This is a genomic window from Sphingobacterium sp. BIGb0165 (assembly GCF_024810095.1).
Taxonomy (GTDB): domain Bacteria; phylum Bacteroidota; class Bacteroidia; order Sphingobacteriales; family Sphingobacteriaceae; genus Sphingobacterium; species Sphingobacterium detergens.
The window spans coordinates 675,365-687,550 of record NZ_JANUEB010000001.1 but is presented as its reverse complement, the minus strand read 5'-3'; the positions used below and the strand labels follow the sequence as shown (position 1 = coordinate 687,550).

Annotated in this window: 14 protein-coding genes; 8 read left to right on the top strand and 6 right to left on the bottom strand. The window is 35.5% G+C overall.

The annotated features are described in order from the left end of the window. Positions 1–5 precede the first annotated feature (5 nt). Positions 6–1,136, top strand: a complete 1,131-nt coding sequence (locus M2408_RS02950; protein WP_259179101.1) for an NAD(P)/FAD-dependent oxidoreductase — start codon at positions 6–8, stop codon at positions 1,134–1,136. A gap of 187 nt (positions 1,137–1,323) precedes the next feature. On the opposite strand, the gene M2408_RS02945 is transcribed toward M2408_RS02950, so the two are convergent. Next, positions 1,324–1,863, bottom strand: coding sequence for a hypothetical protein (locus M2408_RS02945; RefSeq protein WP_259179100.1), 540 nt, complete (start codon positions 1,861–1,863; stop codon positions 1,324–1,326). 334 nt (positions 1,864–2,197) lie between these two features. Here M2408_RS02945 and M2408_RS02940 point away from each other — a divergent pair, with 334 nt between their 5' ends. The 3 genes from M2408_RS02940 to M2408_RS02930 all read left to right on the top strand — a co-directional run bounded on the left by M2408_RS02940 (position 2,198) and on the right by M2408_RS02930 (position 3,755). Continuing rightward, positions 2,198–2,770 carry an isochorismatase family protein gene (locus tag M2408_RS02940; protein ID WP_259179098.1) on the top strand — a complete coding sequence of 191 codons (573 nt, stop codon included), beginning with the start codon at positions 2,198–2,200 and terminating at the stop codon, positions 2,768–2,770. 240 nt (positions 2,771–3,010) lie between these two features. Then, positions 3,011–3,547: a DUF2975 domain-containing protein gene (locus M2408_RS02935; protein WP_259179096.1), complete on the top strand. Its 537-nt coding sequence runs from the start codon at positions 3,011–3,013 to the stop codon at positions 3,545–3,547. Between the two features lies 1 nt (position 3,548). Then, positions 3,549–3,755, top strand: coding sequence for a helix-turn-helix transcriptional regulator (locus M2408_RS02930; RefSeq protein WP_259179095.1), 207 nt, complete (start codon positions 3,549–3,551; stop codon positions 3,753–3,755). A 75-nt stretch (positions 3,756–3,830) separates the two neighbouring features. Here the strand turns inward: M2408_RS02930 and M2408_RS02925 are convergent, their stop codons facing one another. The 3 genes from M2408_RS02925 to M2408_RS02915 all read right to left on the bottom strand — a co-directional run bounded on the left by M2408_RS02925 (position 3,831) and on the right by M2408_RS02915 (position 6,630). Beyond that, positions 3,831–4,916 (bottom strand): Imm5 family immunity protein, encoded by a 1,086-nt coding sequence (locus M2408_RS02925; protein WP_259179092.1) that lies wholly within the window; start codon positions 4,914–4,916, stop codon positions 3,831–3,833. Between the two features lie 328 nt (positions 4,917–5,244). Beyond that, entirely contained in the window at positions 5,245–5,694 is a 450-nt protein-coding gene (locus M2408_RS02920) for a hypothetical protein (protein WP_259179091.1), read from the bottom strand. Between the two features lie 300 nt (positions 5,695–5,994). Next, positions 5,995–6,630 carry a Pr6Pr family membrane protein gene (locus M2408_RS02915; RefSeq protein WP_259179089.1) on the bottom strand — a complete coding sequence of 212 codons (636 nt, stop codon included), beginning with the start codon at positions 6,628–6,630 and terminating at the stop codon, positions 5,995–5,997. Positions 6,631–6,989: 359 nt separating this feature from the next. On the opposite strand from M2408_RS02915, the gene M2408_RS02910 reads away from it, so the two are divergent. Genes M2408_RS02910 through M2408_RS02900 form a run of 3 tightly spaced genes read left to right on the top strand, consistent with a single transcriptional unit; the run spans position 6,990 to position 8,472 of the window. Then, positions 6,990–7,523 carry an RNA polymerase sigma factor gene (locus M2408_RS02910; protein WP_259179088.1) on the top strand — a complete coding sequence of 178 codons (534 nt, stop codon included), beginning with the start codon at positions 6,990–6,992 and terminating at the stop codon, positions 7,521–7,523. Continuing rightward, positions 7,504–7,776 carry a hypothetical protein gene (locus tag M2408_RS02905; protein ID WP_223585305.1) on the top strand — a complete coding sequence of 91 codons (273 nt, stop codon included), beginning with the start codon at positions 7,504–7,506 and terminating at the stop codon, positions 7,774–7,776. The genes M2408_RS02910 and M2408_RS02905 overlap by 20 nt, the downstream gene beginning before the upstream one ends. A 12-nt stretch (positions 7,777–7,788) precedes the next feature. Beyond that, positions 7,789–8,472 (top strand): ATP-dependent Clp protease proteolytic subunit, encoded by a 684-nt coding sequence (locus M2408_RS02900; protein ID WP_259179087.1) that lies wholly within the window; start codon positions 7,789–7,791, stop codon positions 8,470–8,472. A 999-nt stretch (positions 8,473–9,471) separates the two neighbouring features. Here M2408_RS02900 and M2408_RS02895 read toward each other — a convergent pair. Both M2408_RS02895 and M2408_RS02890 read right to left on the bottom strand, forming a co-directional pair. Further along, the gene (locus tag M2408_RS02895; RefSeq protein WP_259179085.1) at positions 9,472–9,843 is read right to left on the bottom strand and encodes a DUF4240 domain-containing protein; all 372 of its coding nucleotides are present in this window, start codon (positions 9,841–9,843) and stop codon (positions 9,472–9,474) included. Positions 9,844–9,939: 96 nt separating this feature from the next. Then, on the bottom strand, positions 9,940–10,791 hold the full coding sequence (locus M2408_RS02890; protein ID WP_259179084.1) for an AraC family transcriptional regulator: 852 nt from the start codon (positions 10,789–10,791) through the stop codon (positions 9,940–9,942). A gap of 85 nt (positions 10,792–10,876) precedes the next feature. Between M2408_RS02890 and M2408_RS02885 the strand changes: the two genes are divergently transcribed. After that, entirely contained in the window at positions 10,877–12,058 is a 1,182-nt protein-coding gene (locus M2408_RS02885; protein WP_259179083.1) for an MFS transporter, read from the top strand. The last annotated feature ends 128 nt before the right edge of the window (positions 12,059–12,186 follow it).

Here is a 12,186-nt window from a genome sequence, read left to right as displayed (position 1 = left end):
AAATTATGGTATTCAAAAATAAAAAAATAGCGATCATTGGTGCTGGGCCTGCCGGTCTTACATTGGCTAGATTATTACAACAAAATGGTGCAGATGTCACCGTTTATGAAAGGGATAAAGAAACCCAAGCTAGAATTCAAGGGGGTACACTTGATCTGCATAAAGGCTCAGGTCAAGAAGCATTGAAAAAGGCAGGGCTGCTGGAGAATTATTATTCTTTGGCATTACCTATGGGAATTATCATAACCGATGAAAAAGGAGCTTCACTTTTCACCAAACATTCTACTTCTGAAAATCAATACGACAATCCTGAAATCAACAGAAATGTTTTTCGGAAAATGCTATTAGAGAGTTTGACTGTTAATACTGTCGTTTGGGATAGCAAATGTACAAGACTTGAAGTTACAGATGGACAATGGCTACTACATTTTCAAACAGGCTTCCAGGCAACAGCGGATCTTGTAATCGGAGCCAATGGTGGGATGTCAACAGTGAGATCATATGTTACTGACGCACAAGTTGAAGATACTGGAACCATAATCATTCAGGGAGATATTTCTGATCCCGAACATTGTGTCCCGAAATTTTATCAACGCTGCGATAGGCATAGACTAATGGTTGCCCATAAAGGAAACCTACTAGTGGTCAATCCAAACAATAATGGGTTGTTGAGCTATGGTATCATTTTCAAAAAGCCCGCTGGATGGAACAATCATAAGGAAGAAAACTTTCAAGATCCAAACTCCCTCCATACTTTCCTTTTGGATAGATTTTATGACTGGGATAACCAATTTAAAGAACTGTTCCTTTCAACATTGTCTTTTAGTTGTCTTCCGACAAGAAAATTCTCATTGGACACTCCTTGGAAGAATGGTCGTCCTCTCCCTTTAACACTTATTGGTGATGCGGCACATTTAATGCCACCGTTTGCAGGAAAGGGTGTCAATACGGGGTTGTTAGATGCATTGATTTTATCTGAAAAACTCAGCGATCAATCGTTCACCTCACTTGAGGCCGCCCTTAAGGCCTATGAAACAGAAATGTTCATCTACGCAAAAGAAGCACAACTAGCCTCAAGCAAAAACGAAATTGAAATGCGCCAGCCTAACTTTTCTTTTAAACAGTTAATTCAATAAGAATATAATCACCTGTGTTACCACTATATTTAATTACTTTTGGTTCCGCGCCTGTAATTAAAGATAATTTCTATATAGCTCTTTTTGTCTTCATTTTATTTTGAAAAACACATACAATAGGTTTTAAAGACTAGACAATAATCCACTATTAAATCATTCATTACTTCATTAGGAATAATGTGGTTAATTATTGACCTATAATAGGTTCTTGGCAATCACCGGCTACATATTTATTATTTTTCTCGTCTTTGAGATAGTCAACTTTGTTTGTTTTAGGTTTATACACCAACTTGAATGTTCTTTTTTCAAACCTATCTTCTTTTTCAGGTGTGAAAATCAAAATATCTTTTTCTGTCTTATACGATCCATTGATAAATTGCATATTCTTTTCTTCTAGCAGAACATACCCTTTCTGTTCTGCTTCTTTCTTTTTTATCGGATCATAATTATAGGAGCTAATTACCATTCGGGCATTATCTCCCGCCCAGCCATACTCCAATAAGTTGCTGCTTATGTACAGTAACGAATCTTTCTTTTCTTCGATCTTATAAATAAAACATCTCTTCGTCTGTTCCGTAACAAGATCTTCTATTCTTTTTGCCTCTGGCATGGGATATTCCTTCTTTTTTATTGGTCGCGGAATAGTATTCTTATTCGATTTTTTCTGCTGGCCAAAAACAAAAAAATGGGAAAGGGTTATTAATGCTATCAGGAATATTTTCTTCATTTGCTCTAATTTTTAAAAATTGACTATTGCTATTGGTTAACCAAAAAACTAAAATTTTTCAATGTATTATCATTTCGAAAATAACGTTTCAATAGTTAAATATAGACTCTTCCCTTCAAAAACACTTATATCATTTAATATTCGCTTTTAATGGATTTATATTCGCTTATGTAAATAAAACTTTGGTTTGACTATAGTCTTATAACATATATGTCTGCTGTTCCATTTCCTAACCAGATTACCGGTAAATCAATATATTTTGCTTAATATCTACCATTCCTAGTTATATAATTGAAGTTGTAATTTTATGGAACTTTAAAAATTCTATTTTAAAATGAAAGAAGAAAATATTAGTCAAACTAAGGCTTTGGTTGTAATTGATGTCCAGAACGTTTTTGTTTCGGGTTCCTCGGCAGTACCTGATCATGCTAGATTAATTTCTGCTGTCGATATATTACTTGATAAAGCAAGAATTGCAAAATGTCCCGTAATCTTTCTTCAAAATGATGGTCCACCGGATGCGATAGACGCACCTTTTACCTGGGGCTGGAATTTGTTTTTCTCTCCGCTACCGGAAGAATATGTAATTAGGAAACAAACAGATAATGGGTTCGAAGGGACATCCCTCTATGCTACTCTGACTAGATGTGAAATCAGAAAAATAGTAATATGTGGCATGCTTTCTGAAATGTGCCTCGCTGCGACCGCTAGAGCAGCCCTGGAATATGGTTTTGATGTTTTGCTCCCACATGATGCACACGCAACTTATAATGTCCCACCAGGCCCTGGTTCCGAAGGTGTCCCAGCGGCAATGGCCGCCAGAGCAGCAGAATGGTCCCTTGGCGATGAGATCCAAATATGTGCATCAGCGTATGATGTCGTTTTTGTTTCAAATTCTTTAGAATGACACATTATTAATCTAATTACAAAATTCAAACATGTATAATTTGTACGATTAAATAAGAAACCGGAGAAAAATATCATTCTATTTTTATTACTGGTGAATTTTTTGTGCAATCTGTTTTTGGAAGATCAGCATTGAAACCAGATACCTTTAAGTCATTATGAATGATTGATAAATAATATTTTTTTTATGATTATCACTAAATATTTATTATTATTGTATTGAATTTTAAACTTATAAACCATGAAAGGAATGGACAATATTGTATTCAAGGGATTATATATAATCGTTTGGATCATATTTATTGGATTATCGATAGAAGCTGGAGCCATTATCGTTAACTTCATTTTCAGTATCTTCAAGCCAGAATTTGTAGGAAGACTTTACCAAAAACTTGATTTATCCGAGATGTACAATCAAAGCAGAATGTCTTTTTATACAATTTATTTTTTTATTATTGCCCTTGCGGTACTAAAAGCACATTTATTTTATCTACTGATCGAAATGATGCACAAGTTGGATTTAAATAAACCATTTAGCAATTTAGTTTCGAAACAGATTACACGAATCAGTTATTTTACATTTTCAATTGGTTTGTTGAGCTGTATTGCTCAAGAAACTATCGGTAGAATAATTCGAAAAGGCTATGAAATCGGACACTTAACACAATTCTGGACAGACAGTCAAGCTTTTATTTTAATGGCGGCTGTGATTTATGTGATATCTGTGATTTTTAGAAGAGGAATAGAACTACAAAACGAAAACGATTTAACAGTATAAGATGCCAATAATTGTGAACTTGGATGTTATGATGGCCAAGAGAAAAATGTCATTGAATGAGCTATCAGAGAAAGTTGATCTCTCACTTTCAAATCTTTCAATTTTAAAAACTGGAAAAGCCAAAGCGATAAGGTTTAGTACATTGGAAGTTATCTGTAAAGCATTGGAATGTCAACCTGGCGATATCTTAGAATTTTTGGAAGATTAAAAAGCTCATTAGATTCCAGGGTATATGGTACTGTTCAATTCCTGTCTATCCATAGGCAAATTAACAATTTGTTTGTCACAAGTATTCCAGATTGTTTTGGGTGACAATAGCCTGCCACCATTTTGGGGTAAAACTCTTAGTTCTTGGATAGTTGATAAATTCCGTTATAAACGGTTCTAAAGATGGCTGTTTGTCTGCATAAATCTTTGGATTGTCAAAATTATAGACGATGCGATGCTCTCCATTTGGATATATCAGCAAATTATAAGAAAACCACGTACCTTCCTCTTGGCTTTGTTGGTATATATACTTCTTTACCGCACTCAATAATTTAACAGTTGACTCCTCTCCATCATATAAATAATATGTTAATTCTAATCTTTTTCCATGATCATTGACGTCAAAATAGTATCCTTTCATACCTACACCACCAATATCTTGCCCCTCTATTTCCACCCGATTCCAATATGCCTCCCCAATAGAATTTTTCAAATCCTTCAAAATCAATTCTACAACACGATCAATTTTATTCTTGATAAAACTATCAACATAAACTTTTGATCTGTCCATTTGGATGGGTACTTGTTCCTCATATTCTATTTTATCACCCACAGAAAGATTCGGAGAATTTGAGATTGTAACCACAGTATCCAAAAAGAAATTCCAAAATTCTACTCTTTTCTCTTTACTTCCCTCATGTGAGAAAGGATTTCCACCAGCGAACGCATTTGCCGCACAAAAATCTGTTGACCAACTCTCCGAATCATAAGAATTATCATCTTCATAATCGTCAATATCGAATAGGCTTGCAGCATCAGTATAAATACTCGCACAAAGAGCCAAACAGGCTAATCCAACATCCGAGAAGGGTTTTAAATTAACTGCCTCTAAAAAGTTTTTGTTTTTGTCATAAAGTATTTTAAAATCAAAGTTTTCCTTTCCATATAAATGGCGTTCCGCTTTGTTCAAGATATCGGACAATAGACTGTCATTTATTTCTAAAGTCGAATAGACAAGTTTACAGCAGGCTAGGAAAACCTTATTAATCTTTATAGGATCACGCAGGTTTTCAGCGATATGAGCCCTATTCATCAAGGGCAAATGTCCGAGGTCACTTTTAAGCAATTCTATCTTAGCATCTTTGACTATATCTATTAGCATTCTCTAATTTTTATGAAGACGTTTGTATTTCCATTTTTATTAATTTTAGTCATCAATCTACTATTATACTTCTTCATTTTATCCATGATCGAAAACTAAATTCCACTTAAATTTACCCTATTTCTTGTTAAGGTAGGCCTATCAATTAATATTTGATAGCGTTCATCTATAATTCGCTTTATTATAAACACAATGATTCATGGGTTATTTGATCGTACTTATTATATTTAAAAATCTATCTTCTGATCTACTCTCTTTTACAAATTTCGATATCATCAATTAATAATATCTAAGCTTCACCAATATCACCGAAACTAGAGTTAGCAGCCTATTCCTTCACCCGTATGTATTCATAGTTAGACGTATTATCTGTTCCCGCAAGAAAAACAAATATCCAGCCCCAGCTATTCTGCAACCTATCCACACGCAACTGGCTATCTTGGTCCAACCAGAGTTGGAATTGGTTATTCTGGATCATTCCATATATTAGTGGGATAGGTATAATGGTACGCTTATGCTGAGATACGAAATAATTGCCTTTTAACTTTCCTTTTAGCACAATGCTTTTCTTCTCAATCCCGCTCTCCAACCAAGTCGCTTTGATTTGGCTCTTTCCGATTGCTTTGAGTCTTATTTTCGCGTTCTTGAAATCCAACATATCAATCTCATTTTTCAGGATCAACTGATTCCATAGAGACGAAAATTCGCTCCCCTTATGATCACTTGTTAGATTTTCATAAGTTCCATCGAAGGACTGTAATTCAGAAATTTCATGCATGCTATCTTGTCTTGTCTGCTTCAACGAAGCACATCCACATAGACTTAAAATAATACACAGAAGCACTAATCGTATCGTCACCTTTCTTATGGGCTTTCTTTTGTCAGCTATCACCATTGCACGGTTTATATAACTTTAAATATAACCATCTTTAGGCATATATTATATGTCCAGATAGATCTTACAGACTTAACTCGCTCTATAGATACTACAGAAAATTTTTGTAAGCTAACTCCTCCCTGATGCCAATAAAAATGTATTCGTAGTATATTTCGATTGGATTTAGTCCCGTGTACATTACTACCTATTTTTGGCTATGCGTCTATTTATTCGGATTAAGAGTAATCCTATTAGCTGGAAGACCACAGTTATAATCACGCTATTTGTTAATACGCGATTCATGCCCAGTTCAGAAACATCTACAAAAGGATAAGGGTAAAATCCAGAAAGTGCTCCATGCCATAAAGTATATAGCAAATAGACAAAGGGGTATAATAACCAGCTAAATATAGATCTCCAGTATATAACACGCTGATCAATCATATTCCACCAATAGATTAAAACCAGAATAGGAATAAGTGAGTGGAGCATTTCATCCACAATCCTAGCTATTCCAGCAGGCTGCCACAGGAAACGAAGTATCAGATTATAGATAAGTCCAACAATCAGAATATACAATGTCACTGCTGTGATTGTTGTCGGTTTCGCAAAAAAGAGCCCTATTTTATTCTTTGGAAACAGTACGATACTAGTACAACAAATCGCAACCATGAGATTCGTCAAGATTGTAAAGTAACTAAAGAACCTCACGACTAATTCGCTAATAGCAATAGAGGAATTACTGTAACTAATTAAAAATTGAGCACCAATAGCGGTCCAGCTTAATATTGCAATGAAAGCACCAAAGCTTCTTTGAGACAAAATCTTGTTCTTCATTTACTATCTAAAAATAGGCAATTTATCAACTAAATTCCAAGGATCATCATAAGTAAATCCAAACGTTACGTCTAGCGACTTCCTTTCTTGATGTTAGTTTTATTTCCTATTAATGGATTTATATTCGCGCAAAAATTCGTTAGCTTTATTAACGTACTGCATCATCTGAATCAACAGTCAGTCTGCCTAGAGATGGGTAATCGTTGTCATAAAAGGTGGGAAATATCAGGAAGATAGCAAAATCTAAAAGATCAAGCTACATGTTGACTGTAATAGTCCGAAAAGAAAGATATTTTTTTTAAAATAAAAGGTGATACTTTGACCACAATTGGTACATTGTTATAAAAGGTAATTATAATATGCACAGTATTAGTAATTCAAATCGAGCCGTGAGGCGACAGGCACTTATAATGGATCTGTATAAAAGTGCATTTCCAGCAGTCGCTAAATATGTCAGTCGTATGGGGGGAAACTTTGATGAAGCCAAGGATGTATTTCAAGACGCCTTGGTAGTATATTATGAAAAGACCACGCGGACTCCAACGGTACTGACGAATGATATTGGGTATCTGGTCGGTACAGCCAAAAACCTCTGGTTGAAACGTTATTATCAAACGAGCCAGAACCTACCCTTAGATCATATTGAAATCCCATTAGCGAACGATGAGTCTCCTTCAAGTAAGCGACTGCTTCGCTTCTTGGAAACTGCAGGACGCAAATGTATGGATTTATTAAAAAGCTTTTACTATGACCAGATGTCACTTCAAGAAATCGCAGATGAATTCGGCTATTCAGGAACCCGCAGTGCTACTGTTCAAAAATACAAATGCTTAGAGAAAGTGAGAGAAACTGTTAAAGAAAAATCCTTGGTTTATGACGACTTCATGGAATGAAACCCAACAGATAGAAACTCATCTCCTAGGGACAAACCATCCTAGTAACGCATTGCTTTTCGAAGCCCATTTGTTGCTGGACGAGGAACTGGCGGAGAAAGTAATTATGCAACAAAAAGCTTACGAAGCCATACAACGATATGGTCGCAAGCAGTTAAAAAGTGAAATTGAAGCGATACACCAAACACTGTTTACACAACCCAAATACATCCGTTTTAGCCAAAAAGTAATGCGGCTATTTAGAAAACCATAAATCTCCAAAATCATGAATATTGACAAAAATGAGTTCCGCAAATTTGCGGCTGGGCACTGCTATGTCCCAAAAGAAAGGGTAGATAACTACATTGCACATATCGAAAGTTCCAGTATCCCCCATGCGATGACACCTTATATTACCGAGGAACGCGAGTTGCGAGTATCACAGATGGATGTTTTCTCCAGGTTAATGATCGACCGTATTATATTTATGGGAGCTCCTGTCGAATCCAATATTGCAAATATCGTACAAGCCCAACTATTGTTCCTTCAGTCCGTTGACCCCAAAAAGGATATACATATGTATATTAACTCACCTGGTGGTGAAGTTTATGCGGGACTTGGCATTTACGATACCATGCAATTGATTAGTCCGGATGTTGCCACAATCTGTACCGGCATGGCCCTCTCTTTTGGCGCAATATTACTTTGTGGTGGCGCTAAGGGCAAACGAAGCGCCCTGACGCATGCACGGGTTATGTTGCACCAACCCTTAGGAGGTGTGCAAGGACAGGCATCAGACATTGAAATTACTGCCAATCAAGTTTTAAAAATAAAAAAAGAACTTTATGATATTATAGCCAAGCATAGCGGCCAAAGCTATCAGAAAGTTCACGATGTTAGTGACAGAGATCATTGGATGGTCGCAGCTGAAGCAAAAGAATTTGGAATAATCGACGAAGTTTTGACCTAATGAGCTCTAAGTCATTGATAGTACATAATCGTTATTGACAATTCCCGTTCAATAACGATTATTATATTATCTAGCGAAGGTATATAACTAGCTTTTCCACAACTATATTCAAATCAACTATCCATTACTTTTCTAAGCTTTTTTCTGAACACTAGAAATTCAACAATAGTACATAATAAATAGATTATTGAAAAGCATAACAGTATTTTTAATGGAATCAGTGTTACACTATATTGGTAAATATCAACCAAAACAGTGACAGCCAGAAAAACAACGCACAAGAACGGAATTCCTGAAAATGTCAATAAGGACAAAAAATAACTGTTCCTAATTTTTTCAATTTGATTTAGAAAAAACAACGGGGTACTAACGCAAATAACAACAACATATAGCATTGAAAACCCAAGACTTAGAAACAAATCCATAATGCTAAGAAAACTATCAAAAAGAGTCGCACCGGCAGGCTCTAATCTGCTAATAACAATTCTATAAAGGATAAATAACAGAATACATAGTAGAAGATTAAACAGCGAAAACCTAAATATAATTTTTTTCATATACTTCCAAGTAAACATTCAAAATATGAATTTTCATTAAGTAGTTTCAATTCAATTATTTCTATGACTTTCTTCAAAGTGTTGATCACAGATTAATGGTGAATTCGACTTAAAACTACGTTATTTTTCATCACAACGAACCACAATCTTATATTCGATGCACATTGTTTAAGATTCGTTTTTATGATATGACTATTCGTTATATGTAAATGCACTAAAAGATAGTCTACTTGCGAGAAACCCATCGATTTGTTGCTCCGTTCGCTCTTATTTACTAACTTCAGCAAGTTTATAGAAAAGTATAGGAGAAATATCAACGGCATCCACAAAGTGGATTATGAACAGATATATATACAACTATAATTTGCAAAAGGCCTTTATGCTAAGAATTACAACCCAAACCGATACACACTATTGTTTATCGCTGGATATAAATATCAAATCAAGTATAAATGCCTGTAGACTCTCCATATTTTTCTAGGCAAACTTCATCCGCTATCCCATAAAGTATCTTTTCTGTAAAATCACTAACATTATAGGGTATTTTCTCTGGCTTATCTAAAATTTCAAAATAGAAATTTTCACCATTACTCACCACCCAGTTTGCAATATCTTCCCTCCCGTCTTCTGACTCTTCCATATAATCAGTGTATGGTTCACACTGTAATTCAATAGAAGCGTCCACAAATTCTTCCTGAAACCTAATTATTTCCTCTTTAGAAAAAGAAATAAGAATCTCTTTCAACTTTTCCCTACTAAGTGCTGCCTTTTCTACAATAGCCCAAAACCATTCGGATGTTTCAATATTTTCCATTTATATATTTTGTGAGTCAATTTTAATCATTTTTTCAAGCTTTCTATCATTCGTTTGCTACCGAATTTCTTGGTACAGACAGTTCCGATGTCTTATTTAAGCTTGCAACTCTGTTTGTCCTTTTGTCTTTCTGAATTCAGTCAAGCTCATTACATGCCGCTTTTTAAAGAATTTATTGAGATGGCTTTCGTCGGAAAAGCCAAATTCGGAAACAATTTCGTTAACCCGCATATCGCTGAAAAGAAGTCTATGCTCAATCAATCTTATTTTATAATTCAATATATAATGCTGGATAGTTTCACCACATTGCTTTTTAAAGTAGCTACCAAGATAGCTTTCAGAGAAACCAAATTTTTGTGCTATCGAAGAAACCTTTAACAGGGCTGGATCATGGATATTTCCTTGGATATAATTAATGATATCTAATGCCCTCTTGTCTGTATTAGAGGCTACATGCTCTACCCTCATCTTTGAAATATTGCGTGCAGCAATTACAATAATAGCATTCACATAGTGTAGTGTCAGCTCTTCATGGAAGAGGTCTGGATGATTGATATTGTGAAGAAGTGACGATACAATCGAATCAACCAAAATTACATCAGGTTTATTCTGTAAGATGCAGCCCGACAAATAGGAAGCACCATATAATAGGCACTCCATAGAATTAATACTGTTCCATTTGTAATCCTTAACATAACGTTCGCTAAACTTGATAAGCAAAAGTTCCGTTTTCTCGACAATTTCCAAATAGTGCTGATCATTTGGTGTAAGGAGGATCAGGCTACCTTCGCTGTATGAGGCTGTATTGTTATTTATCTTAAGGAATCCTTTTCCACAAATCACATATATGATTTGAAAAAAAGAGAACTGATTGTCTTTTAGTGAACAGTTTACCTCCTTATGATGCTCTACTTTGACCAATTGGTCGATATTCTCGCGTTTCATCATGTAAAAATACCTATTTATCATTAAAATATACTGATTTTTTAGAATTTTTCTGTTCAAATTTGCTATACATAAATTTTAGACATCAATGAAAAATTCGATCTACGTCCTGGCCCTGGGCGCTTTTGGCATAATCACCACTGAATTTGGGATAGTTGGCATCCTTCCAACGATTAGTCGGCAATTCCAGGTATCAATAGATACTGCGGGGTGGTTGCTTAGTGCTTTTGCCATAACTGTCGCAGTCTCCTCTCCTTTTATCACTTCATTCACGACCAAAATAAACCGAAAACTCCTTTTGTGTTTGGTCATGAGCATATTCGTTTTCTCAAACTTAATCTCAGCATTTTCGTCAAATTTCTCGATACTCATGGTCGCCCGTATACTACCAGCCATTTTACATCCCCTATTCTGGAATATCTCTATTGCCATAGCCTTTAAAAACAATGGTGCAAAAGGTGTTTCTACAGTGATGTTAGGGCTAAGCTTAGCTACAGTATTAGGTATTCCATTAACGACATATGCTGTAGATCTCTTCCACAATTGGCAGGCTTCGTTCTTCCTCAGTAGCGCAATCAGTTTGATTGCCTTTATCGGTCTATTACTCTTCATACCTTCTATCCCAGCAGATAACTCGAAGTCTACACAGAATCAGATATCCGTTCTAAAAAGTCCACAATTGTGGCTCAATCTGATTTCTACCATTTGTACATTAGCAGCAATGTTCTCGAGTTACACTTATCTTACTGCCTATCTTGAGCAAATTACAAAAATGGATGGGGCACAGATCAGTATCATGTTGCTTCTTTTTGGTGGCATGGGAACTTTAGGAAACTGGCTTATGGGGTTAGCCCTGAATAGAAATGTGTTATTGACTGCAAGACTTTTTTTGGCTTCTTTAATTACAGTACAGGTTTTAGCTTACTACCTTGGTGGAATCTTTACGCCAATGGTCGTTATCGTTTCCCTTTGGGGAATGATTCATACGGGAGGCTTTTTAGTTTCAAATATCAGAACAACACAGTCTGTTCCTCATCATGCCTTAGAATTTGTCAATAGCTTACTTACTTCATCATTCAATATTGGCATATCCTTAGGTGCATTTCTCGGTGGGGTAATAAGCGCGTATTACGGAGTTCATTATGTTTTATGGGTAAGTATTCTGTTGCTCGCTGTAACATTCGCTATGAGTTTTGTCAGTTTTCCAAAAGAAAATACAGAAAGTGAAGAGACAATGCACACAAAACTTGCTCCATCGGTCTGTGAATAAACGCTGAAACCATATCAGCTGCTTTGTGGTGTAACTTAAGCAACCTCCGGCAACGGAAAGGTTGCTTTTGTGTATTCTAACATAATTTAATGAAAGAATTGCTATAGAAATAAACGACAATAGAAAGC